The sequence below is a fragment of the Paraburkholderia sp. J11-2 genome (genome assembly GCF_905220185.1).
Taxonomy (GTDB): domain Bacteria; phylum Pseudomonadota; class Gammaproteobacteria; order Burkholderiales; family Burkholderiaceae; genus Paraburkholderia.
In genome coordinates this window covers 463,437-486,027 of sequence record NZ_CAJMYY010000003.1, presented here as the reverse complement: position 1 = coordinate 486,027, position 22,591 = coordinate 463,437, and the positions used below count along the sequence as shown (strand labels likewise).

The 22,591-nt window shown below is 65.8% G+C and carries 20 protein-coding genes and 1 tRNA gene; 10 read left to right on the top strand and 11 right to left on the bottom strand.

The genetic code is table 11. The features are described from left to right. The first annotated feature begins 85 nt into the window (after positions 1–85). A tRNA-Arg gene (locus tag U5A57_RS06575) sits at positions 86–162 on the top strand. 83 nt (positions 163–245) lie between these two features. On the opposite strand, the gene U5A57_RS06570 is transcribed toward U5A57_RS06575, so the two are convergent. Together U5A57_RS06570 and U5A57_RS06565 are read right to left on the bottom strand one after the other, a co-directional pair. Next, complete coding sequence (locus U5A57_RS06570; protein WP_321909174.1) at positions 246–731, bottom strand: PH domain-containing protein; 486 nt, start codon at positions 729–731, stop codon at positions 246–248. A 187-nt stretch (positions 732–918) separates the two neighbouring features. Next, complete coding sequence (locus tag U5A57_RS06565; RefSeq protein WP_321909172.1) at positions 919–2,502, bottom strand: acid phosphatase; 1,584 nt, start codon at positions 2,500–2,502, stop codon at positions 919–921. Between the two features lie 289 nt (positions 2,503–2,791). Between U5A57_RS06565 and U5A57_RS06560 the strand changes: the two genes are divergently transcribed. After that, positions 2,792–4,210 carry a cytochrome-c peroxidase gene (locus U5A57_RS06560; RefSeq protein WP_415774583.1) on the top strand — a complete coding sequence of 473 codons (1,419 nt, stop codon included), beginning with the start codon at positions 2,792–2,794 and terminating at the stop codon, positions 4,208–4,210. 21 nt (positions 4,211–4,231) lie between these two features. On the opposite strand, the gene U5A57_RS06555 is transcribed toward U5A57_RS06560, so the two are convergent. Continuing rightward, a complete protein-coding gene (locus U5A57_RS06555; RefSeq protein ID WP_321909170.1) occupies positions 4,232–4,492 on the bottom strand; it encodes a hypothetical protein in 261 nt (86 codons plus the stop codon). A gap of 184 nt (positions 4,493–4,676) precedes the next feature. Between U5A57_RS06555 and U5A57_RS06550 the strand changes: the two genes are divergently transcribed. After that, a complete protein-coding gene (locus U5A57_RS06550) occupies positions 4,677–5,075 on the top strand; it encodes an RT0821/Lpp0805 family surface protein (RefSeq protein WP_321909169.1) in 399 nt (132 codons plus the stop codon). 7 nt (positions 5,076–5,082) lie between these two features. Continuing rightward, positions 5,083–5,532: an NUDIX hydrolase gene (locus U5A57_RS06545; RefSeq protein WP_321909168.1), complete on the top strand. Its 450-nt coding sequence runs from the start codon at positions 5,083–5,085 to the stop codon at positions 5,530–5,532. Between the two features lie 81 nt (positions 5,533–5,613). Here U5A57_RS06545 and U5A57_RS06540 read toward each other — a convergent pair whose 3' ends face one another. After that, on the bottom strand, positions 5,614–7,332 hold the full coding sequence (locus U5A57_RS06540) for a glutamine--tRNA ligase/YqeY domain fusion protein (RefSeq protein ID WP_321909167.1): 1,719 nt from the start codon (positions 7,330–7,332) through the stop codon (positions 5,614–5,616). A 156-nt stretch (positions 7,333–7,488) separates the two neighbouring features. On the opposite strand from U5A57_RS06540, the gene U5A57_RS06535 reads away from it, so the two are divergent. After that, positions 7,489–8,043 (top strand): RBBP9/YdeN family alpha/beta hydrolase, encoded by a 555-nt coding sequence (locus U5A57_RS06535; protein ID WP_321909165.1) that lies wholly within the window; start codon positions 7,489–7,491, stop codon positions 8,041–8,043. An 18-nt stretch (positions 8,044–8,061) separates the two neighbouring features. Here U5A57_RS06535 and U5A57_RS06530 read toward each other — a convergent pair whose 3' ends face one another. After that, entirely contained in the window at positions 8,062–9,282 is a 1,221-nt protein-coding gene (locus U5A57_RS06530; RefSeq protein ID WP_321909164.1) for a CaiB/BaiF CoA-transferase family protein, read from the bottom strand. A gap of 319 nt (positions 9,283–9,601) precedes the next feature. On the opposite strand from U5A57_RS06530, the gene alaS reads away from it, so the two are divergent. After that, positions 9,602–12,229 carry an alanine--tRNA ligase gene (gene alaS, locus U5A57_RS06525; protein ID WP_321909162.1) on the top strand — a complete coding sequence of 876 codons (2,628 nt, stop codon included), beginning with the start codon at positions 9,602–9,604 and terminating at the stop codon, positions 12,227–12,229. An 83-nt stretch (positions 12,230–12,312) separates the two neighbouring features. Here the strand turns inward: alaS and U5A57_RS06520 are convergent, their stop codons facing one another. Continuing rightward, positions 12,313–13,260: a LysR substrate-binding domain-containing protein gene (locus tag U5A57_RS06520; RefSeq protein WP_321909160.1), complete on the bottom strand. Its 948-nt coding sequence runs from the start codon at positions 13,258–13,260 to the stop codon at positions 12,313–12,315. 97 nt (positions 13,261–13,357) lie between these two features. Here U5A57_RS06520 and U5A57_RS06515 point away from each other — a divergent pair, with 97 nt between their 5' ends. From U5A57_RS06515 to U5A57_RS06505, 3 genes are all read left to right on the top strand, one after another. After that, complete coding sequence (locus U5A57_RS06515) at positions 13,358–14,578, top strand: YbfB/YjiJ family MFS transporter (protein WP_415774582.1); 1,221 nt, start codon at positions 13,358–13,360, stop codon at positions 14,576–14,578. 181 nt (positions 14,579–14,759) lie between these two features. Then, positions 14,760–15,290, top strand: coding sequence for an NUDIX domain-containing protein (locus U5A57_RS06510; protein WP_321909157.1), 531 nt, complete (start codon positions 14,760–14,762; stop codon positions 15,288–15,290). Positions 15,291–15,342: 52 nt separating this feature from the next. Next, entirely contained in the window at positions 15,343–15,786 is a 444-nt protein-coding gene (locus U5A57_RS06505) for a thioesterase family protein (protein ID WP_321909155.1), read from the top strand. A 17-nt stretch (positions 15,787–15,803) separates the two neighbouring features. Here the strand turns inward: U5A57_RS06505 and U5A57_RS06500 are convergent, their stop codons facing one another. The 3 genes from U5A57_RS06500 to U5A57_RS06490 all read right to left on the bottom strand — a co-directional run bounded on the left by U5A57_RS06500 (position 15,804) and on the right by U5A57_RS06490 (position 18,681). Continuing rightward, positions 15,804–16,715 (bottom strand): ATP adenylyltransferase family protein, encoded by a 912-nt coding sequence (locus U5A57_RS06500; protein ID WP_321909153.1) that lies wholly within the window; start codon positions 16,713–16,715, stop codon positions 15,804–15,806. Positions 16,716–16,723: 8 nt separating this feature from the next. Continuing rightward, positions 16,724–17,209, bottom strand: a complete 486-nt coding sequence (locus U5A57_RS06495) for an adenosine-specific kinase (protein WP_321909151.1) — start codon at positions 17,207–17,209, stop codon at positions 16,724–16,726. Between the two features lie 215 nt (positions 17,210–17,424). Next, entirely contained in the window at positions 17,425–18,681 is a 1,257-nt protein-coding gene (locus tag U5A57_RS06490) for an MFS transporter (protein WP_321909150.1), read from the bottom strand. A gap of 429 nt (positions 18,682–19,110) precedes the next feature. Here U5A57_RS06490 and U5A57_RS06485 point away from each other — a divergent pair, with 429 nt between their 5' ends. Then, a complete protein-coding gene (locus tag U5A57_RS06485) occupies positions 19,111–20,793 on the top strand; it encodes a methyl-accepting chemotaxis protein (protein WP_321909149.1) in 1,683 nt (560 codons plus the stop codon). Positions 20,794–20,866: 73 nt separating this feature from the next. Here U5A57_RS06485 and iolB read toward each other — a convergent pair whose 3' ends face one another. Next, a complete protein-coding gene (iolB, locus tag U5A57_RS06480) occupies positions 20,867–21,670 on the bottom strand; it encodes a 5-deoxy-glucuronate isomerase (RefSeq protein ID WP_321909147.1) in 804 nt (267 codons plus the stop codon). Beyond that, positions 21,667–22,581: a myo-inosose-2 dehydratase gene (gene iolE / locus U5A57_RS06475; protein ID WP_321909145.1), complete on the bottom strand. Its 915-nt coding sequence runs from the start codon at positions 22,579–22,581 to the stop codon at positions 21,667–21,669. The genes iolB and iolE overlap by 4 nt, the downstream gene beginning before the upstream one ends. Positions 22,582–22,591: the final 10 nt, after the last annotated feature.

Genomic DNA, 22,591 nt, shown 5'->3' with positions numbered 1-22,591 from the left:
GAGCAGGGCGCGACCGCATGGGACGATCGCGGTATAATCCAGCCCCGTCTTCGTGCGGCCCGCTTGCGGCCTTGCGCACGTTCACGCGACAGTAGCTCAGCTGGATAGAGCATCGGCCTTCTAAGCCGAGGGTCGGGGGTTCGAGCCCCTCCTGTCGCGCCAGATCAAACAAACAAAAAGCCCGGCCTTCACTGCCGGGCTTTTTGCTTTTTCACACACCGCGAATCCAATCCGAATCAACGCCCTCACGCCACGAGCCGCAACGGCACCGGCTCCTCGGCCGCTTGCGCGAGAAACACCACACGGCGAAACTCATGCGGATTCGAAATGCCGGGAATCGGCGTCGCGATGAGGCCCCCACCACCAATCACGAGCGAACCGTAGTCGAATATCCGGCCAATCAGGCTTTGCTCGACCCGCACGCTCTCGATCTTCGCAAGCGTCAGCTCCACGGTGTGCCGACGCAGCGCGCCGAACTTCGCCACCACGCGTTTATTTGTCACGGCGAATTCCGTCGTCCACCAGGCGAGCAGCGAGGCGCCGAACAGTCCCAGACCTGCGACGAAAAACCCCACCGCAGCGAACGGCGACGTGCCCATGGTGCCGATGAGCACGCCCCAAACCATGAGCAAAAGGCTGAATGTGATACGCGGACCCATCGCCCAGAAGCAGGGGTGTCCCTCGCAGACGATCCTCTCGCCCGGCAGGAGAGTCGATTCGACGTATTTCACAATGACCTCCGTCAAGATTTGTGCAGTAACCAATCTGTAAGGTAGTGCATCTCGCGCAGAAGGATCCGTGGTCAAACGTCGCGGCTCAGCGCCTGGCGCCGGCGCAATAAAAAAGGGCAGCCCGAGGGCTGCCCGTCAAACCGGATGAGCAACATCCGGTCATCGATGGTCGGTTGGTGTCTCGCGCTTAGAGCTTCACGTCGAGCGCGTTGGTCAGATCGCCCATCGGCTGGGCGCCGTTGCTCTTGAGCGCGGCGTCGCGGTTCGCGAGCCCCGGCAGCGTCGGCAGCGAGAAGCGCCGCGTGATGAGGCGCAGGATCGAGGTCGTGTCGTACTGCGTGTGGTCGACGTAACCCTTCTTCGCATACGGCGAGATGATGAGCGCCGGAATGCGCGAGCCCGGACCCCAGCGGTCGCCCTTGGGCGGCGCAGCGTGATCCCAGAAGCCGCCGTTTTCGTCGTAGGTGACGACCACGACCATGTTGTTCCACTGCGGGCTCTTCTGCAGATGCGCGATGACGTCGGCGATATGTTGGTCGCCGCTCGCCACGTCCGTGTAGCCCGCGTGCTCGTTCAGGTTGCCCTGCGGCTTGTAGAACGCCACTGCCGGCAGCGCGCCTGCGTCGATCGCCTTGATGAACTCCGTGCCGTCCATGCCGCCGTCGAGCAGGTGCTTCGCGCGCGCGTCGGTGCCCGGCGCGTAGTTCGCGAAGTAGTTGAACGGCTGATGGTGGGGCTGGAAGTTCGGCGCCGTCATGTTCGCACCGTAGATCACGCCCGAGGTGCTGTTCTGCGCCGCGCTCACGGCCGCGCCCCACGCGCCGCCGTACCACGCCCACGACACGCCCGCGTTCGAAAGCAGGTCGCCGATGTTCTGCGTCGTTTGCGCGGGCATCGTGGAGGCGTTCGACGGGTCGGCCAGGTTCGCGTCGCCACCCGAAGCCGGCGCGTTGCCGCTCGGCTGATACGGCGGCTGCATCGTGTTCACCGCGTAGAAGTCCGGCGTCAGATTGCCCGATTTCACGAATTTCGGAATGCCGTCGAGCGCCGACTTCGGCGAGTTCGACGCGAGCGTGAGCGAAACGCCGTCGGCGTCCACGGCCGAGATCGTCGGCTTGGCCGGGTTCGTGTCCGCGTTCGCGTAGAACGGCGTGCACGCGCAGATCAGCCACTGGTGATTCAGGAACGAGCCGCCGAACGCGCCCATGAAGAAGTTGTCGGCGAGCGTGTATTGCTGGGCGATCTTCCAGAGCGGCAGCTTTTCTGCGCTCGTCGTGTAGTGCCCCATCACGAGACCGCCGGAGTCGGCGTAGGCCGCGAACATGTCGTTCTTGCCGCCGTGGATCTGCATCTGGTTCTCGTAGAAGCGGTGGTACAGGTCGCGCGTCGTGACCGAGAGCGGCACGTTGTAGCCTTTCGCGTCGTCGATGGCGAACGGCGCATTCGGCATGTTCTCGGTCATCGCCGCGGTCACCACGGGCGTGACGCCCGTTTGCGTGAGACCGTTCCAGACGGTCGGCAGCGTGGCGAGCACGGAGCCGTCGCGATCGAGCTGCTGCGTGCTTTGCGCGCTCAGGTTCTGCAGGCCATTGGCGCCCGGGAAGCTGCCGTACAGGTTGTCGAAGCTGCGGTTTTCCGCGTAGATCACGACGATGTTCTTCACCGACGAAAGGCCGGGCTTGCTGTTGTCGTTGCCGCCGCAAGCGGCGACGGCCAGGGTCGCCGCCGCTACCGCGATCGGCGTGGCATAGAACCACTTTTTGTTGATCATTTTTTTCTCTCTCTCGCGTTGGGGGCCCGCATGGAGGGCCGGCGCGAATGACACCGGCCTTCGGGCGAGGCGCAGTGTCGCAATCGTTTTTGACAGCGATATGTAAAAAATTACATTTAGCTTTTTTGTGCCCTTTGATTGCATGACATCTGTCTTACTGCATGTCATTTGAGCGTCACATCCCTGACATACGCTTTCGCGACTTCGATGTGCGGGTGAGCGCATCGGCATTCGCACTGCAGCGGCGCGGCGGCAAGCGCGCGTCGCGCTCAAGCTTCGGGGACCAGGCATGTTGCGTAGATTGGCGCGTCGTACGGCGCGAACATACGGTGAGACGCGCGCTCGATCGCACGGCGGCGCGCGCCGCCAGGCGGGGCGCTTCCTGATGGCGGCGGCGCTGTCGTCGCTGCTGATGGCGTGCGACGGCAGCATGTCCGGTTCCGCGACCGCCGATGCAACGACAGGCGCATCTGGCAGCGCCTCGCGTGCGCAAGACGCCAATGCGAACGCGCGCGCCGCACAGGGCGTGAAGCTGATGAAAATCGCCGCGCCCGCGCAAGGTGGACAGACGCGTGCCGAGGTCTACGCGCAGGTGCGCCGCATGACGGTGCTCGGCAAACAGATGTTCTTCGACCCGTCGCTCTCGGGCTCGGGCAAGATGGCGTGCGCGTCGTGTCACAGCCCGGACCACGCGTTCACGCCGGGCAACGCGCTCGACGTGCAGATCGGCGGCACGGACATGCGACGCCAGGGCATGCGCGCCGTGCCGACGCTCAAGTATCTGCAGGCGGTGCCGGCGTTCGCCGAGCACTATCACGACTCCGACGACGAGGGCGATGAAAGCGTCGATGCGGGTCCGACCGGCGGGCTCACGTGGGACGGCCGCGTCGATCGCGGTTCGGACCAGGCGCGCATTCCGTTGCTCTCGACGTTCGAGATGGCGAGCTCGCCGAAGAAGGTGGCCGAGGCCGTGCGGGCGGCACCATACGCTGAGGCGTTTCGCGAGGCATTCGGCGCGCGCGTCCTGGCTGACGACGATGCAACCTTCAAGGCCGTGCTGAAGTCACTGGAGACATTCGAGCAATCGCCCGAGGTGTTTTATCCGTACACGAGTAAATACGACGCGTATCTGGCCGGCAAGGCCACGCTCGGCGCCGCCGAGCTGCGCGGGCTGCAACTCTTCAACGACGAGAAGAAGGGCAATTGCGCGAGCTGCCATATCAGCCAGCGTGCAAAGGACGGCTCGCCTCCGCAATTCAGCGACTTCGGTCTGATCGCTGTGGGCGTGCCGCGCAACCGTGCGCTTACCGTGAATCACGACCGCAAGTTTTTTGATCTAGGGGCATGCGGCCCGGAACGCACGGACCTCGATCATCGCGCGGAATTTTGCGGGCTCTTTCGCACGCCGACGCTGCGCAACGTCGCGCTCAAGAAGTCGTTCTTCCACAACGGCGTTTATCACTCGCTGGAAGATGTGCTGCGTTTCTACGCGCGGCGCGATACGAATCCGGAGGAGTTCTATCCGGTGGTGAAGGGCCGCGTGCAGAAGTTCGACGATCTACCGCGCCGCTACTGGGTGAATCTGAACACGGACCCGCCGTTCGATCGCAAGCCGGGCGACGCGCCAGTATTCAGTAACGCCGAAATCAAGGACGTGATCGCGTTTCTCGACACGCTCACCGACGGCTGGCAGCCGGGGGCGCATTGAGCGTGGACTGAGCGCGCTGCGTCAGACGCCCGCGATCAGCAGGCAGACGCCGGTGAGCACGACGAAGGAGACGAGCAACGCGACCGTACCGATGCGCACCGTGGCGTCCGGCCAGCGCGGCGCGTGCTCGGTGCGCTCAGGGCGCTCAAGGTGTATTGCGAGGTTCGGGCCAGGTGTTTGCGTTTGTGGCGCGTGCGTGTAGTGCGCGACGGACGACATCAGGCCGACGCAGATGAGGGCCAGCAGGACCGCAAAGACCCTTAGGGCGATGGCGTAGGTCATGTCAGATATTCCTGATGGAGATGTAAGTGGGCGACGGACCCATCGTAGTGATCGGTGCTAGCCCTCACCATCAGATCAATCTGAAAAGAAACCGGGCGCGAGCGCGGCCTCGCTGGGTGAGCCGAAAAAAGGGCGCGTGTTATGCTTTTCGCCGAATCGCTCAGTCAGTCGAGGAGAACACAAAATGTCGAGAATGCCCCGAACCCTGCATACGCTGAGCGCCCTGGGCGCGGCGCTCTTTGTCACGGTCGGCATGGGCAACGCACATGCCGCCAACTTGGGTTTTCTGAACAACACGCCCATGTCGTTCATGAACCAGGCGGACTACAGCTCGCTGCAGAACGCTGTGCGCGATGCCGTCGAGCACAAGGCCGATGGCGAGGCCACGGCGTGGTCGAACGAGGGCTCGCGTAATGGCACGCGCATCACCTCGACCATCACGCCGTCGAATACGCAAAAGGAAGGCGACAAGACCTGCCGCGACACCGAGGTCGTCATCAACGCGAAGGGCCAGTCGATGACACTGCGTCCGCACTTCTGCCGCACGGGCCAGGGCGCGTGGGTTTTCCAGAAGCAGCACTGAGCGCGCGGTGAACGGCAAGATCGTTTCGTGCGGCATCGTGCTGCTCGATCCTGAAGGCCGCGTGCTGCTCGCGCACGCAACCGGCACGAATCACTGGGACATTCCGAAGGGGCAGGGCGAGCCCGGCGAGTCCGAATCGCAAAGCGCGCGCCGCGAGATGGTCGAGGAGACCGGCATCGAAGTCGCGGCGTCGCGGCTCGTCGATCTTGGACGCTATCTGTACCGGCGCGACAAGGATCTGCATCTCTTCGCCGCGCGCGCGAGCGCCGATGAACTCGATCTCTCGCGTTGCGTTTGCGTGTCGCTCTTTCCGCGCAGGGAGGACGGCGTGATGATCCCGGAAATGGACGCCTGGCGCTGGACCCCGCCAGGCGAAGTCGATCGCTACGCGAGCCGCAGTCTCGCGCGCCTTTTCAACACGACGCTTTCGCTCGCCGAATTGCATCGCAAACTTTAGGGCGTTCTCGCTAGCCGCTGTCGAAAAGAAAAAGCCCGCACAAATCTGTGCGGGCTTTTTGCTTGCTGGCGGGCGCGCGCCTTACTTGCCCCAGCTGTCGCGCAAACCGACGATGCGGTTGAACACCGGCGCACCCGGCTTCGAATCGTAGCGGTCGGCGACGAAGTAGCCATGGCGTTCGAACTGATAGCGGTCTTCGGGCGCGGCGTCGCGTGCGCCCGGTTCGACAAAAGCCTGAACAACGCGCTTCGAGTCCGGATTCAGCGCCTCGAGGAAGTCGCGGCCGCCCGCATCGGGCTGCTCTTCGCGGAACAGGCGGTCATAGAGGCGCACTTCGGCCGGCACGGCGTTGTCGGCGCTGATCCAGTGGATCGTGCCTTTGACCTTGTAGTTGCTCGCGCCTTCGGTGCCCGATTTGCTGTCGGGGAAGTAGTTGCAATGCACGGCAATGATGTTGCCGTCGGCGTCCTTCTCCGCGCCCGTGCATTCAACGACGAAGCCGTACTTCAGCCGCACCTTGTTACCCGGGAACAGGCGGAAATAGCCCTTCGGCGGCGTATCCTGGAAGTCCTCGCGCTCGATCCACAGTTCGCGCGAAAACGTGAACGCGCGATTGCCGCGCTCCGGATGATGCGGATGCACTGGCGCGCTACATGCCTCGGACTGGCCTTCGGGGTAGTTGTCGATCACGAGCTTGAGCGGGGCGAGCACGGCGGTCGCACGCGGCGCCTTGTCGTCGAGGTCGTCGCGCAGCGCGCCTTCGAACACGCTCATGTCGATCCACGAATCGACCTTCGTCACGCCGATGCGCTCGCAGAAGAGCTGGATGGCTTCGGGCGTGAAGCCGCGGCGGCGCACGCCGACGATGGTCGGCATGCGCGGGTCGTCCCAGCCGTCCACGTGGTTTTCGGTCACGAGTTGCAGCAGCTTGCGCTTGCTCGTGATCGCGTACGTGAGGTTCAGACGCGAAAACTCGATTTGCTGCGGCAGCGGGCGCGTGAACACGCCGGCGTCGGCCAGTTCGCTGAGCACCCAGTCGTACAGCGGGCGATGGTCTTCGAACTCGAGCGTGCACAGCGAATGCGTGATGTTTTCCAGCGCGTCCGAGATGCAGTGCGTGTAGTCGTACATCGGATACACGCACCACTTGTCGCCGGTGCGGTAGTGATGCGCGAAGCGGATGCGGTAGATGACCGGGTCGCGCATGTTGAAGTTCGGCGACGCCATGTCGATCTTTGCGCGCAGCACGTGCGCGCCTTCGGCGAATTCACCGGCCTTCATGCGGCGGAACAGGTCGAGGTTTTCCTCGACCGAGCGCTCGCGGAACGGCGAGTTCTTGCCGGCCTCCGTGGCCGAGCCACGGTTCGCGCGCATCTCTTCCGGCGACTGGCTGTCCACATACGCCTTGCCGCGCTGGATCAGCAGTTCGGCGAACTCGTAGAGCTTGTCGTAGTAGTCGCTCGCGTAGAAGAGGTATTCCTGGTCGTCCTTCTTCCACTCAAAACCAAGCCACTCCACAGCGTCGATGATGGAGTTGACGTACTCGACGTCTTCCTTCTCCGGGTTCGTGTCGTCGAAGCGCAGGTGGCACACGCCGCCGTAGCTTTTCGCCACGCCGAAGTTCAGGCAGATGCTCTTCGCGTGGCCGATGTGCAGATAGCCGTTCGGCTCCGGCGGGAAGCGCGTTTCGACGCGCTGCGCCCACTTGCCCGACTGGTTGTCGTCGTCGATGATGTTGCGGATGAAATTGGATGCCGCAGGCGCGTCCGTGCGGTCGGCGTCTTTACGTTCGGTATTCATGCGAAAAGGGAGTCGTTCGAGGGCACCCGTCAAAAGGATAAAAGCGCGTAACCGGGCACCCGATGGTGTCTTCCATTCTACCTGACGCGACCCGCCGTGCCAGTCCCGGTGCCGGATCGTCGCGCGGACCACAACAAGCGAGGAAAAAACGTGACGATGAATGAAACGTCTGTGCTGGTACTGCCGGGCTATATGGATTCGGGGCCGGGGCACTGGCAGACGCGCTGGGAAGCCGCGCACACGGGCTTTACGCGGGTGCAGATGCCCGACTGGATGCACCCGGACTGCGAGGCGTGGTGCACGACGCTCGAAGCCGCCGTGCAACGCGCGCCTGCTGGCGTGCGCCTCGCCGCCCACAGCCTGGGCTGCCTGACCGTGGCGCACTGGGCCGCGCATCACGCGAGCGCCGCGACCCGCGCGAAGGTGGCTGGCGCGCTGCTGGTGGCGCTACCCGATCCACACGGTCCCGAATTTCCGCGCGACGCACGGGGCTTCGATCCGGTGCCGCTGGCGGCGCTGCCGTTTGCGAGCGTCGTGGTCGCCAGCAGCGACGATCCGTATGGCGGCGTGGCGTTCTCCGAACGCTGCGCGCAGGCGTGGGGCAGCCGCTGGTTCGAGATCGGCGCGCGCGGCCATATCAACGCGGAAAGCGGGCTCGACGACTGGCCGCAGGGGCTCGCGTGGCTGATGTCGGCGGGGAACCGCGGCTAGCCGCCCTGGGCGTCGTGGTTACACCACGCCCTTGCCGCGCAGCGCCGCTACCTGCTCGTCGCCGTAGCCGAGCACCTCGCGCAGTACCGTATCGGTATGCTCGCCGAGCGTGGGCGGATGGCTCGTCACGCGCGGCGGAGTCTCGCTCATGCGGATGGGGTTGCCCACGAGCCGCGCCGTGCCGCCCGAAGGATGCGGCACATCGACCTGCAGCCCGCGCGCGATCACCTGCTCGTTATCGAACACTTCCGCGAGGTTGTTGATCGGCCCGCACGGCACGCCCGCGGCTTCGAGCGCGCCGATCCAGTCGGCTTTTGTGCGCCCGCGAATCAACCCGGCGACGATCGGCACGAGCGTGTCGCGATGGCGCACGCGCGCCGGATTGGTCGCGAAGCGCTCGTCGTCGGCAAGCTCGGGCTGGCCCGCCACTTCGACGAACTTGCGGAACTGTCCGTCGTTGCCCACCGCGAGGATGATCCAGCTGTCGCTCGTCTGGAATGCCTGATAGGGCACGATGTTGGGATGCGCGTTGCCCCAGCGCGCAGGCGGATTGCCGCTTGCGAGGTAGTTCGAGTTCATGTTCGCGAGCATGGCGACCTGCACGTCGAGCAGCGCCATGTCGATGTACTGGCCCACGCCCGTGCGGTCGCGGTGGGCGAGCGCCGTGAGCACGGCGATGGTCGAATACATGCCGGTCATCAGGTCGGCGATCGCGACGCCCGCCTTTTGCGGGCCGCCGCCCGGCAGCGCGTCGCGCTCGCCGGTAATGCTCATGAAGCCGCCCATGCCCTGCACGATGAAGTCGTAGCCTGCGCGCGAGGCGTAGGGCCCCGTTTGGCCGAAGCCGGTGACCGAGCAGTAGATGAGGTCGGGCTTCACTTCGCGCAGCGACTCGTAGTCGAGCCCGTATTTCTTCAACTGGCCTGCCTTGTAGTTCTCCAGCACGACGTCGCTTTGCGCGGCCAGCTCGCGCACGATGCGCTGCCCCTCGGGCGTGGCGATGTCCACCGTCACCGAGCGCTTGTTGCGGTTCGCGGCGAGGTAGTAGGCCGCTTCCGCGGTGTCCGCGCCGTCGGGCGTTTTCAGGTACGGAGGGCCCCAGTGGCGCGTGTCGTCGCCGGCGCCGGGGCGCTCGACCTTGATCACGTCGGCGCCGAAGTCGGCGAGGGTCTGTGCGCACCACGGTCCGGCGAGGACGCGGGTGAGATCGAGTACGCGAATATGGCTGAGAGCGCCCATGCTGTGTCTTCCAATGTCGTTCTAAGGCAGGCCGTGAGCGCACATGGCGCGCAGGCCGATGCCGCCCATAGTAAGCGAAAAGGCGGGGTACGCGTCAATATTCGGTACAAAGTTCCGCACTGCGGAACAAAACCGAGCGGCCCGTCGCCGCCGCACGCCATGTCGCGCCCATGCAAACCACGCGGGGCGCGCCGCCGCGAGCGCTCGGCGATCCCGTATAATCGTTCGATTCAGCATCGGGGTTTTCGCCACCGGCCGGGGCCCCGACCACGACCAAGATTGACGCACCGAACGCCCCAGGAAGGACCCAACGCACGCCATGAAAGCCGCCGACATCCGCGAGAAATTCCTCAAGTTCTTCGAATCGAAGGGCCACACGATCGTGCGCTCGTCGAGCCTCGTGCCGGGCAACGACCCGACACTGCTCTTCACCAACTCGGGCATGGTGCAGTTCAAGGACGTGTTCCTCGGCACCGACAAGCGCCCGTACTCGCGCGCCACGACCGCGCAGCGCAGCGTGCGCGCCGGCGGCAAGCACAACGACCTCGAAAACGTCGGCTACACGGCGCGCCACCACACGTTCTTCGAGATGCTCGGCAACTTCTCGTTCGGCGACTATTTCAAGCGCGACGCGATCCACTACTGCTGGGAACTGCTGACCAAGGTCTACGCGCTGCCGGCAGAGAAGCTCACGGTGACCGTCTACCAGGAAGACGACGAAGCCTTCGACATCTGGGCGAAGGAAATCGGCGTGCCGGTCGAGCGCATCATCCGCATCGGCGACAACAAGGGCGCGCGCTACGCTTCCGACAACTTCTGGCAGATGGCCGATACCGGCCCGTGCGGTCCGTGCTCGGAAGTGTTTTACGACCACGGCCCGGAAATCTGGGGCGGCCCTCCGGGGTCTCCTGAGGAAGACGGCGACCGCTTCATCGAGATCTGGAATCTCGTGTTCATGCAGTTCAACCGCGACGCCCAGGGCAACATGACGCCGCTGCCCAAGCAGTGCGTCGATACGGGCATGGGTCTCGAGCGCCTTGCCGCCGTGCTCCAGCACGTGCACAGCAACTATGAGATCGACCTGTTCCAGAACCTCATCAAGGCGGCTTCGCGCGAAACGAACACGCCCGATCTCACGAACAATTCGCTGAAGGTCATCGCCGACCACATCCGCGCGTGCTCGTTCCTGATCGTCGACGGCGTGATTCCGGGCAACGAAGGCCGCGGCTACGTGCTGCGCCGTATCGTGCGCCGCGCGATCCGCCACGGCTACAAGCTCGGCAAGAAGGGCGCGTTCTTCCACAAGCTGGTGGGGGATCTCGTCGCCGAAATGGGCGCGGCTTACCCGGAACTCGCCGAAGCGCAGCAACGCGTGACGGACGTTCTGCGCCAGGAAGAAGAGCGCTTCTTCGAGACCATCGAGAACGGCATGTCGATCCTCGAAGCCGAACTCGCAGACCTCGAGGCCAAGGGCCGTAAGACGCTCGACGGCGAACTCGCGTTCAAGCTGCACGACACGTACGGTTTCCCGCTCGACCTCACGGCCGACGTGTGCCGTGAGCGCAACATGACGGTCGACGAGCCGGCGTTCGACGAAGCGATGGCGCGTCAGCGCGAGCAGGCGCGCGCGGCAGGCAAGTTCAAGATGCTGACGCAGGGCCTCGAATACTCGGGCGCGAAGACGACGTTCCACGGCTACGAAGAAATCGTGTTCGACGACGCGAAGGTCGTCGCGCTCTACGTGGACGGCTCCTCGGTCAACGAAGTGAAGACGGGCCAGGACGCTGTGGTCGTGCTCGACCACACGCCGTTCTACGCGGAATCGGGCGGCCAGGTGGGCGACCAGGGTGTGATCTCGAACGCGAGCATCCGCTTCGCCGTTGCCGACACGCTCAAGGTTCAAGCCGACGTTGCCGGCCACCACGGTACGCTCGAGCAAGGCACGCTCAAGGTTGGCGACGTCGTGAAGGCGGAAATCGACGCCATCCGCCGCGCCCGCACCGCGCGCAACCACTCGGCCACGCACTTGATGCACAAGGCGTTGCGCGAAGTGCTCGGTGCGCACGTGCAGCAGAAGGGCTCGCTCGTCGACGCGGATAAAACCCGTTTCGACTTCGCGCACAACGCGCCGATGACGGATGACGAAATCCGCCGTGTCGAGCAGATCGTCAACGCGGAAGTGATCGCGAACGCGCCCGGCATCGTGCGCGTGATGTCGTACGACGATGCCGTGAAGGGCGGCGCGATGGCGCTGTTCGGCGAGAAGTACGGCGACGAAGTGCGCGTGCTCGACCTCGGCTTCTCGCGCGAGCTGTGCGGCGGCACGCACGTGCATCGCAGCGGCGACATCGGCCTCTTCAAGATCGTAATGGAAGGCGGCGTGGCCGCGGGCATCCGTCGCGTGGAAGCGATCACGGGCGACAACGCCGTGCGCTTCGTGCAGGACCTCGACGCCCGCATCAACGCGGCAGCGGCGGCGCTGAAGGCGCAGCCTTCGGAGCTCACGCAGCGCATCGCGCAGGTGCAGGACCAGGTCAAGTCGCTGGAAAAGGAACTGGGCGCGCTCAAGTCGAAGCTCGCTTCGAGCCAGGGCGACGAGCTCGTCGGCCAGGCGATCGAAGTGAATGGCGTGCACGTGCTCGCCGCGACGCTCGACGGCGCCGATTCGAAGACGCTGCGCGAGACCGTGGACAAGCTCAAGGACAAGCTCAAGAGCGCGGCCATCGTGCTGGCGGCGGTGGAAGGCGGCAAGGTCAGCCTGATCGCCGGCGTGACCGCCGAGGCGAGCAAGAAGGTCAAGGCCGGCGAACTCGTGAACTTCGTCGCCCAGCAGGTGGGCGGCAAGGGCGGCGGCCGTCCCGACATGGCGCAGGCGGGCGGCACGGAGCCTGCCAACCTGCCGGCCGCGCTTGCCGGCGTGAAGGGCTGGGTCGAAGCGAAGCTGTAATGCCGCGCGCGGCGGCTTGATCGCCGCTTGGCGATGAAAAAAGGGCTGTCCGTGAGGGCAGCCCTTTTTGTTTTCCGCGCGGCTTAAATGGCGTGAAGGCCTGCCGCCGTTGCTGCAGCTGCAGCTTCACCTGCTAACGGCAACGCCGCACAGCCTGTGCGTTGTGCATGCTCCGTCAGCGCGTCCTTCAACGCGCCGAGCGCGGGCGAAAAGTGGCCACGACGCCAGGCAAGCAGCGTGTCGATCTGGCCGAGCTTGCCAAGGGAATGCACCGTGACCTCGTCGGCGCTGCGTTGCAGTTCGAGCACCGAGCGCGGCGCGACGGCCACCCCCGCGCCCGCCGCCACGCACGCAACGATCGCGTGATACGAGCCCAGTTCCAGCACGCGTGACGGCCGGATGCCATGCTCCAGATACCAGCGCTCGACGTAGGCGCGATACGCGCAGCCGCGCTCGAACGCGACGAGCGTGGAGAGCGCGATATCGCGAGGCTGACGGATTGCCCGGTGCCCGCGCGGCGTGAGCATCACGAGTTCCTCGCGATAGACCGGCACGACGTCGAACACTTCGGGGTCCGGCAGGCCGTCGAGCGGCGTGGCGATCAGCGCGGCATCGATTTCGTATTCGCGCAGACGTTCGATCAGCGTGCCCGTCGTGCCCGTTTCCAGTTCGAGCGTGACCTCGGGCCATGTCTGGTGATAGTGCGCAAGCAGGCCGGGCAGACGGCTTGCCGCAGCGCTTTCCATGGTGCCGAGCCTCAGGCGTCCCGCCGGGCGTCCGGCCTTCAGCGCATGGCGCGCTTCGTCGGCAAGCGCGAGCAGACGCTCGGCGTAGGGCAGCAGGGTTTCGCCCGCGGGCGTGAGAATGAGGCGGCGGCCCTCGCGCGTGAAGAGCGGCGTGCCGAGCTGATCTTCGAGTTGCTTGATGCGCGTCGTCACGTTCGACTGCACGCGGTTGAGCTTGGCGGCGGCCCGCGTCACGCCGTTTTCCCGCACGACCGCCCGGAAAATCGCCAGTTCGGCGAGGTCCATAGTTCTCTCCTCGGGATGCATTGATTCATGATAATTCATTTTTCGTGAACGATAGAATTGCCTACGATGGTAGGCAATCGCTTAACGCAATGAACTCATGAACGACTACGTCCCCCGCGCCGCCTGCGTTTCCGGGCCACGCCCGCATGCCGGGCGCCGCGCGGCGTTGGCCTGCATGATTACCCTCGCCGTCGCCTTGGGTGTCGGGCGCTTCGCGTTCACGCCGCTCTTGCCACTGATGCTGCACGGCGGCGCGCTCGACCTGCGCCACGGTGGCTGGCTCGCATCGCTGAACTACGCGGGCTACTTCGTCGGCGCGCTCAGTTGCGTGGCGCTGCGCATCGCGCCCGCGAAGATCGTGCGCGCCGGCCTCGTGGCCACGGTGCTCCTCACGCTCGCGATGGGCCTCACCGAGCAGTTCTGGATCTGGGCGGCGGTGCGTTTCGTGGCGGGCGCGGTGAGCGCATGGACGTTCGTATTCGCCTCGCAATGGGGCCTGCGGCGGCTTGCGCAACTGGGCGCGAACGAGTGGGGCGGCGTGATCTACACCGGTCCGGGCGTCGGCATTATCGCGACCGGGCTGTTCGTGAGCGCGGCAGGCGGTCTCGGCGCGCGCGCGGGTTGGCTAGGCTTCGGGCTCATCAGCGCGCTGCTCGCCGTGCTCGTCTGGCCCGCGTTTGGCGAGGACATGCGCGCGCTGGCGCCGCGCCCCGCTGCGAGCACGACGGCCGGCACCGCGCACGACACCGGCGAAGACCGCCGCGCGGACGCTCTCTGGCTCGTGCTGCTGTATGGCGTGCCCGGCTTCGGCTACATCATCACGGCGACGTTCCTGCCCGTGATCGCGCGCCACGCGCTGCCCGGCTCGGCGTGGCCCGACCTGTTCTGGCCGATGTTCGGCGCGGCGCTGATCACCGGCGCGCTGCTGGCGGCGCGCTTCCCGCTGCATTGGGACAACCGCGTGATGCTGGCGGGCGCGTACGTGCTGCAGGCCGTGGGTATCGCGCTCGGTATCGTCTGGCCCAACGCCGCGGGATTTTCGTTCGGCAGCGTGTTGATCGGATTGCCGTTCACGGCGATCACGCTCTTCGCGATGCGCGAGGCGCGCCTTCTGCGCGGCGAGCATGCGGCCGCGCTGATGGGCTATGCGACGGCTGCCTATGGCGTCGGGCAGATCGCGGGGCCGCTCGTGGCCGCGCCGCTCGCGGCGTCGACGGGCTCGTTCTCGCCATCGCTGTGGCTCGCGGCGGGCGCGCTCGTGGCCGGGGCGCTCGGACTGCTGTGGCGGGTGTGGCTCACGCGCGAGGCGGCGCGCTAGTGTGAGCCGTGAGGTCGTGCAGAGGCGTGAAAACGGCGGGCACGCGGCATCGCACCGGTTTTGCGCGGTCGCACGCGCGTGCCGATAGCGCACTAGAATGGACGCTTTCGCGCGAGCCGCGAGCGTGCCCGCCGGGCCGCGCAGCGGGTTCGCAGCGCCATCGACCCGTGCCTTTTCCCCCATGAGCGACTACCAGTTTTGCCCGCGCTGCGCCACGCGCCTGACCGAGCGCACCGATCCCGACCACGAAGGCGGCCGCGTGCGTCTCGCCTGCCCGGACTACGCCTGCGGCTACGTCCACTGGAACAACCCGCTGCCCGTCGTGGCGGCGATCGTCGAGTACGAGGGCCGCATTCTGCTCGCCCGCAACGCCGCGTGGCCCGAAGGCATGTTCGCGCTCATCACCGGCTTTCTCGAAAACGGCGAGACGCCCGAAGAGGGCATCGCGCGCGAGGTGTGTGAAGAGACCGCGCTGCGCGCCGAGAGCGTCGAACTGGTTGGCGTGTATGAATTCATCCGCAAGAACGAACTCATCATCGCGTATCACGTGAAGGCGTCGGGCACGATCGCGCTCTCGCCGGAACTGCTCGAATACCGCCTCGTCGAGCCCGCGAAGCTACGGCCGTGGCGCGCCGGCACGGGGCAGGCGCTCGGAGAATGGATGCGCCGGCGCGGCCTGCCGTTCGAGTTCGTCGAGCGTCCGGGCCAGTGATGGCCGCAAGACGCTCGACACTTTCCCGCTATGCCTTCCCTGGATCACGCTGATGAATCGACCCGTCACCGTCGCCCGCTCCGGGTATCGTCATTTCCTGCCGATCGGCACGCGCTGGATGGACAACGATGTCTACGGCCACGTGAACAATGTCGTCTACTACAGCTACTTCGACACCGTCGTGAACGAGTATCTGATACGCGCGGGCGCGCTCGACATCGAACACGGCACGACGATCGGGCTCGTGGTCGAAACGCAGTGCAACTACTTCGCGCCGCTCGTGTTTCCCGAGCGCGTGGAGGCGGGGCTGCGTGTGGCGCGGCTCGGTTCGTCGAGCGTGCGCTATGAGGTAGGCCTCTTTCGCGAAGGCGAGGACGCACCCGCGGCGCAGGGGCATTTCGTGCACGTCTACGTCGATCGTGCCACGCGCCGGCCCGTGAGCGCGTTGCCCGATGCGCTTCGCGCGGCGCTCGAGCCGCTCGTTGTCGAGCGCTGAACGCACGTCAGCGCACCTCAGCGCGCCACACTCACGCGTTCTAGCGCCGTCATCGGGCCGAGTTGCGTGAGCGTCTGCAACTGCGCTGCGTTGCGCACGAAGAACGAACCGGCAAAGCCGAGCGAGTTCACCGAGATTCCCTCGACGCATTCCGCCGTGCGCGGCACGACCAGCATCCACTTGCGCGTGACGAGCAGGTTGTACGGCGCACTCTGATGCGCGACGCCGCCCACGTCGATAGCGCTCACGCCCGCCGCGTCTAGCAGCGCGCGATAGCAGTCGAGTGCGACCTGCGCGGCGGCGTCCGGCGTGGCCTTGTCGGGGCCGAGGTCGAGGCGCGCGAAGGCGTGGCGAAACGCGAGCCCTGGCACGATCGCGATGGGACGCGCGCCGTGAACCGCCTGCGCGCTGCCGAGCAGGGCTTCGAGGGGCGTCGCGCGAGGCCCGTCGCCTGCGAGCGGCAGCGGCACCATCTGCAGATGCTTGTGCGGCTGGCTCGCGCCTGCCGCCGCGCCGCCGTTGTAGAACGCGAGACCGTCGATCTCGCGCAGCGCCGCGATCAGCGCGGTGAAGTCAGCCGCGTCGAGCAGCGCTTCCTGCGGCTCGTAGCGGCGCGTCACGATCAGCAGGTGCTGGTCGATCACATTGAACTTGTTGAGCAGCGCGACGTGCGTGGGCGACAGGTCGCAGACAAACAGATCGGGCTCGTAAGGCAGGAACGGATCGCGCGGCGGCTGCGAGCCGGACGCAACCGGAGTCTGCGGCGTGAGCCGTGCCGTGTCCTTGCGCGCAAGATTCCCGGCCACGCGCACGTAAAAGCGCACGCCGCCATCGTCGATGAAGGTATGCGCGGTCTCAATGGGGTGGAGCGCGCCGCACGCGAGCGCGTGCGCCGTCTGCCGCTCGATGGCCTCGCGCAGTGCTGCCATGGGCGCGCTCAGGCCTTGTAGCCGATCGCACGCAACAGGTCCTTGCGCCAGCGCACGTCGTCCTCGGCCTCGACGCCGAGTGGCGGCATGCCGTCCACCACGCCGACGATGCCGCGTCCTTGATCGGTTTCCGCGATCAGCACCTGCGTTGGATTCGCGGTGGCGCAGAAGATGCGGCAGACCTCGGGCACGGCCTTGATCGTGTTGAGCACGTTGATGGGGAAAAAGCCGTCGCCGAGAAAGACGATGAAGCAGTGACCCGCGCCGATGCGCAGTGCGTTTTGCGTCGCCATCTCGATGAGCGCGTCCTGCGTGCCCGAGCGCCGCACGAGCCGCTTGCCCGACGCCTCGCAGAACGCGAGGCCGAACTGGATGCCCGGCACCGTGCCGTAGAGCGCCTCGTGCAGGTCCTCGACGGATTTGATGAAGTGGGTCTGGCCAAGGATGAAGTTGGTGGCTTCGGGCTTTTCGATCTCTACCGTGGACAGTTGCATGACGGACCTCGTGGGCGGGCGTCTCGGAAGCGCCGCATCTCGCCTCGTCTGGCCGGACATGGCCGGGATGGCTGGCGGGCGAGCGTCGGCGGCCAACAACAAGCCTAGTACGAAGTCGCGGCGAGGCAAAGCGTGTGCAGGCGCACAAAGCAAAACGGCCGGAGCCCCGAGGGGCGTCCGGCCGTTTTGCTGGGCAATGAGGCGTGCTGCAGCGCTTATGCGGCCTTCTTCGCGCGCTTGCCTTCCACGTTGGGCAGCAGCACGGTGAGGATGCCGATGAGCGGCAGGAACGAGCAGACCTTGTAGACGAAGGCGATGCTCGTGGCATCGGCCAGTTGGCCGAGCACCGCTGCGCCGATGCCGCCAAGGCCGAACGCGAAGCCGAAGAACAGACCCGCGACCATGCCCACCTTGCCCGGAATCAGCTCCTGGGCATACACGAGGATGGCCGAGAACGCCGAGGCCAGCACCACGCCGATGATGACCGTGAGCACGCCGGTCCAGAACAGGTTGGCGTAGGGCAGCAGCAGCGTGAAGGGCGCCACGCCGAGAATCGAGACCCAGATCACGTACTTGCGGCCGATGCGGTCACCCACTGGACCGCCGATGATCGTGCCTGCGGCAACGGCGGCGAGGAACACGAACAGATGGATCTGCGCGGCCTGCACGGAAAGGTGGAAACGGTCGATCAGATAGAACGTGAAGTAGCTGTTGATGCTCGCGAGGTAGAAGTACTTCGAGAACACGAGCAGCACGAGAACGCCGATGGCGCCCGCCACGCGTGCGCGCGAGAGCGCCACGTGTGGCACCTCGGCGCGCTTTTTCTTCAGCGCGGGATGTGCCTTGTACCAGCGGCCGATCTGCGTGAGCACGACCATGCCGACGAGCGCGGCTGCCGAGAACCACGCAATGCTGCGCTGGCCGTGCGGAATGACGATCGCGGCGGCGAGCAGCGGCCCGAGCGACGAGCCCGCGTTGCCGCCCACCTGGAAGAGCGACTGCGCCAGACCATGCTGGCCGCCCGAGGCCATGCGGGCGACGCGCGACGATTCCGGATGGAACACGGACGAGCCGCAGCCCACCAGCGCCGCTGCCACGAGCAGCACGCCGAAACTTGGCGCGACCGACATCAGCAGGAGGCCGCACAGCGTGAAGCCCATGCCGACGGGCAGTGAATACGGCAGCGGCCGCTTGTCGGTATAGACGCCCACCAGCGGCTGCAGCATCGATGCCGTGATCTGGTAGGTGAGCGTGATGAGCCCGATCTGCGTGAACGACAGCGAGAAGTTGTCCTTGAGCATCGGGTAGATGGCGAGGATCAGCGACTGGATCATGTCGTTGAGCAGGTGCGAGAAGCTGATCGCACCGAGCACCGAATAGACGGTGCGTTGCACCGCGGCGGGGGCGGAAGCGGCCGCGGACGAACCGGCGGCGGCGCCCGGCAGAGCGCGCTTGTCGAGACTGGTTTCCATGTTTTCGGTAGCAGCAGAGAGTTTTCAGCGGGCACCACCCCAGGCGGGCAGCGGCGACGGCATGAAAGGACATGTATAAGAGTTATGAGCGCAGTGTAATGTGTCTTGCTCGAACCGGACGGACAAGATTTGTCGAGAATCGGACACGGGCGGCACACGGTTGCCCTGCGGCCCAATGCCGCAATAGGCTGGAGCCAATACTCGAAATTGATCCGGGATTTTTGGCGTTTCATTTTGGCCATGTATAAACCGGCGATGTGCGCGCCCACGAGGTGCGCAATACGGGGCCGGAATACGAGCCGCGCCGCGCGCCGCAGGGGTAAAAGGCGGGGTTAAAGATTGCGCGACGGTGTGCCGTAGACCGGAGTTGAGGCGTAACGCACATCAAGAACGGTGGCGTTAGGCCGAACAACAATGCTGGAGACCAAAATGAAAGCAGTACCGCAAGGCGGCAGGCACGCGGGCTTCGTGCCGCTGGATCCGGCAGGCAGCGCGGCGAACGCGCAATTGCACAAGGGGGGACGCACCGGCGCTGCAACGCGCAGTTCCCGGCTTTCCGTGAAGGCCACACTGCGCCTCGCCTTCGCGCTGGTGCTGATCGGCACGCTTGCGATCGGCGCCGTTTCACTCGCGCAAATCAGCCGTCTCAACGGCTCGACGCAATCGATCTACGAACAGGGCTACGTCGCGAGCCGCGCCGCCGAGGAAGCGCGCGGTCACGTGTTGCGCGCGAGCCGCGCCCAGAAGATGTTGCTCACGGCGACCACGGCGCGCGAGCGCGAAGAACTGGGTCAGGACATCGACAAGGATCTCGGCGCGCTCGAGCGCGGCGTAAGCCAGCTGCAGCAATACGCGCAGGAGCAGGGCGGCGACGCGCTCGCACTGCAAAAGAAGCTCGCGGACGCGACCACGACGTGGAGCGGACACTTGCGCGACTTCGTGACGCTCGTGAAGCAGCAGCCGCTCGATCTCTCGCAGATGAGCTGGCAGGTGGGCACGCAGGACGTGTCGCTGCTCGTGGAGACCGGCAAGCTCGAAACGCTCGTGAACGACCTCGTTGCGCAGCGCGGCACAGCCGCGAAAGCCACGATCGAGAAGGCGGAGTTCATCTTCAAGTCGTCGTTCGTGATGATGGCCGTGGCGACCGTGGCCATGTTCGTGCTCGCGTTCTTCGTGAGCGAATGGGTCGTGCGCCGCATCGCACGGCAACTGGGCGGCGAACCGGCGCACGCCAAGGCCATCGCGGCCCGTATCGCGGCCGGCGATCTCGCCCAGCCCGTCTCGGTTCATGCGCGCGACGCGGCAAGCATGCTGGGCGCGCTGCGCGACATGCAGAAGGGCCTCTCGACCACGGTGGCCGAGATCGCCGCGAGCGCCGAGGCGATCGCCTCCGCCTCGGGCGAAATCTCGACCGGCAATCTCGATCTCTCGCGCCGCACCGAAGAGCAGGCCATGGCGCTCGAACGCACGGCAAGCAGCATGGAGCAGCTCACATCCACGGTGCGCCTGAACGCCGAGAACGCGGAGCAGGCCAGCACGCTCGCGGGCAACGCGTCGGCAATCGCGGAGAAGGGCGGCTCGGTGGTGGGCCGCGTGGTCGCAACCATGCAGGAGATCAACGACAGCGCAAAGAGCATTGCCGACATCATCGGCGTGATCGAAGGCATTGCGTTCCAGACCAACATTCTCGCGCTCAACGCGGCCGTGGAAGCAGCGCGCGCGGGCGAGGACGGACGCGGCTTCGCGGTGGTGGCGGGCGAGGTGCGCAGCCTCGCGCAGCGCAGCGCGGCGGCGGCCAAGGAGATCAAGGCGCTGATCGGCGCATCGGTCGAGCGCGTGTCCAATGGCTCGACGCTGGCGCAGGACGCGGGCTCGACGATGGACGAAGTCGTGAAGGCCGTGAGGCGCGTGAACGACATCATCGGCGAAATTTCTGCGGCTTCGCGCGAGCAGCGCTCGGGCATCGAGGAAATCAGCCGCGCGGTCACGCAGATGGACGCCGGCACGCAACAGAATGCGGCGCTCGTGGAAGAGGCGACCGCCGCGGCGCAATCGCTCGACGATCAGGCGAAGGTGCTCAAGCGCCTCGTGGGGAAATTCAGGCTGGCTTGATACTCGCAACCTCGTTGCGTGCACAACAAAAAACGCCGCGTGGTGCTGCACGCGGCGTTTTTTTATGGACCTGTCACTTCGCGTCGCGCTCGATGATCCACTCGTGCGCCGGGTCGTTGTGGAAGTGCCATTCGCGCGTCGGGCCCGCCATCACGTTCAGGTAGTACGAGTCGTAGCCATACGGGACGACGACCGGGTGATAGCCGCGCGGCACCATCACGACATCGTGGTTTTCCACTGCCATCGTTTCGTCCAGATCGCGCGCGTCGGTGTACACACGCTGGAACGCGAAACCCTGCGGCGGATTGAGCCGGTGATAGTAGGTTTCCTCGAGCGCGCTCTCCTGCGGCAAACGGTCGGCGTCGTGCTTGTGCGGCGGGTAGCTCGACGAGTGGCCCGAAGGCGTGCGCACCTCGACCACGAGCAGCGATTCCGCGGGCGCGTCTTGCGGCAGGATATCGCACACGTAGCGCGTATTCGCGCCTTTGCCGCGCGTGGAACGCTTCATCTGCGCGGGTTCGATGAGGCGAACGGGCAGCGTGCCTTTGGCGGGTGCGCTCGCAACGCCCACTTCGGCGTTGCGTTTCGCGCGCACGGTCGCTTTTACACCGGGCGGCACGTAGAGCGCATACGGCGCGGCGTCTTCGAACACGCTGTCGCGCGAGCCGAGGCTCGACCAGCGCTCGCCGCCCGCTTCGATATCGACCGCACCCGAAAGCACGACGATGCAGCTTTCGCGATCGGGTTCGGATACGTAGACCACTTCATCCGCCTCGAGCCGATAGGCGGCGAAGCCGACATAGCGCCAGCCCGCGGTGTCGGGCGTGACGCGCGCGATCGTCTGGCCCTCGCGCGCGGCCTTGACCAGCAGTGTCATGCTGCCTCCTTCGATTGGGTGTCCGTAGCATCGACGAGGGTGCGCAGCGTACGATACCCCTTTTGCGCATATTCGTACGATGGTGCGATCACCGGGTCTTGCTCGGCTTCGACGACGAGCCAGCCGCGATAGCCGTGGCGTTTCAGGCGCGCGATGATCGCGGGGAAATCGACGGCGCCGTCGCCGGGCACCGTGAACGCGCCAGCCAGCACGGCGTCGAGAAAGCTCCAGTTGCGGTTGCGCGCCAGCTTCATGACGGCAGGACGCACGTCCTTGCAGTGCACATGGCACACGCGCGCAATGTGCTTGTCGAGTTCGGCAACCGGGTCGCCGCCGGCAAACGTCATGTGGCCGGCGTCGAACAGCAGGCCCACGGCGTCGCTCGTGCGCGCCATGAGCTTGTCGACGTCGGCGGGCGTTTCGACGTAGGCGCCCATGTGATGGTGGTACGCGAGCCTCACGCCGCGCGAGAGCGTGTGGCGCGCGAAGGCGTCCACGCGCGCGGCGTATTCGTCCCACTGCTTGTCGCTGAAAAAGCGCGGCCGTTGATAGAGCGGGCGCGGCGCGCCCTGGATCGAATCGGCGACCTCGCCGTACACCATCACCGTTGCGCCGTTCTGCGCGAGCAGGTCCAGATGCTTGTCGACAGCGGCGATCTCTTCCTCGACGCTGCGCCGCGCGAGCATGCCCGAATACCAGCCGGACACGAGCGAAAGATCGTATTGCGCGAGGAGCGCCTTGAGCGCCTGCGGCTCGCGCGGAAACTTGTTGCCTAACTCGAAGCCCTCATAGCCGATCTCGCGGCCCTCGGTCAGCGCCTGGGAGAGCGGCGTCTCGCCGCCGAGCGAGGGCAGGTCGTCGTTCATCCACGACAGCGGGTTGATGCCGATGCGTACTTCAAATGCGCTCATGTGCGCTCCT

Bases quoted from the DNA above. Each gene is read 5' to 3' on its own strand.
- U5A57_RS06530 (WP_321909164.1), bottom strand. From the start codon at position 9,282: ATGGGCGCTCTCAGCCATATTCGCGTACTCGATCTCACCCGCGTCCTC.
- iolB (WP_321909147.1), bottom strand. From the start codon at position 21,670: ATGACACTGCTGGTCAAGGCCGCGCGCGAGGGCCAGACGATCGCGCGC.
- U5A57_RS06510 (WP_321909157.1), top strand. From the start codon at position 14,760: ATGAGCGACTACCAGTTTTGCCCGCGCTGCGCCACGCGCCTGACCGAG.
- U5A57_RS06520 (WP_321909160.1), bottom strand. From the start codon at position 13,260: ATGGACCTCGCCGAACTGGCGATTTTCCGGGCGGTCGTGCGGGAAAAC.
- U5A57_RS06540 (WP_321909167.1), bottom strand. From the start codon at position 7,332: ATGAATACCGAACGTAAAGACGCCGACCGCACGGACGCGCCTGCGGCA.
- U5A57_RS06555 (WP_321909170.1), bottom strand. From the start codon at position 4,492: ATGACCTACGCCATCGCCCTAAGGGTCTTTGCGGTCCTGCTGGCCCTC.
- U5A57_RS06535 (WP_321909165.1), top strand. From the start codon at position 7,489: ATGAATGAAACGTCTGTGCTGGTACTGCCGGGCTATATGGATTCGGGG.
- U5A57_RS06550 (WP_321909169.1), top strand. From the start codon at position 4,677: ATGTCGAGAATGCCCCGAACCCTGCATACGCTGAGCGCCCTGGGCGCG.
- U5A57_RS06515 (WP_415774582.1), top strand. From the start codon at position 13,358: ATGAACGACTACGTCCCCCGCGCCGCCTGCGTTTCCGGGCCACGCCCG.
- U5A57_RS06500 (WP_321909153.1), bottom strand. From the start codon at position 16,715: ATGGCAGCACTGCGCGAGGCCATCGAGCGGCAGACGGCGCACGCGCTC.
- U5A57_RS06490 (WP_321909150.1), bottom strand. From the start codon at position 18,681: ATGGAAACCAGTCTCGACAAGCGCGCTCTGCCGGGCGCCGCCGCCGGT.
- U5A57_RS06495 (WP_321909151.1), bottom strand. From the start codon at position 17,209: ATGCAACTGTCCACGGTAGAGATCGAAAAGCCCGAAGCCACCAACTTC.
- U5A57_RS06565 (WP_321909172.1), bottom strand. From the start codon at position 2,502: ATGATCAACAAAAAGTGGTTCTATGCCACGCCGATCGCGGTAGCGGCG.
- U5A57_RS06505 (WP_321909155.1), top strand. From the start codon at position 15,343: ATGAATCGACCCGTCACCGTCGCCCGCTCCGGGTATCGTCATTTCCTG.
- U5A57_RS06485 (WP_321909149.1), top strand. From the start codon at position 19,111: ATGAAAGCAGTACCGCAAGGCGGCAGGCACGCGGGCTTCGTGCCGCTG.
- iolE (WP_321909145.1), bottom strand. From the start codon at position 22,581: ATGAGCGCATTTGAAGTACGCATCGGCATCAACCCGCTGTCGTGGATG.
- U5A57_RS06560 (WP_415774583.1), top strand. From the start codon at position 2,792: ATGTTGCGTAGATTGGCGCGTCGTACGGCGCGAACATACGGTGAGACG.
- alaS (WP_321909162.1), top strand. From the start codon at position 9,602: ATGAAAGCCGCCGACATCCGCGAGAAATTCCTCAAGTTCTTCGAATCG.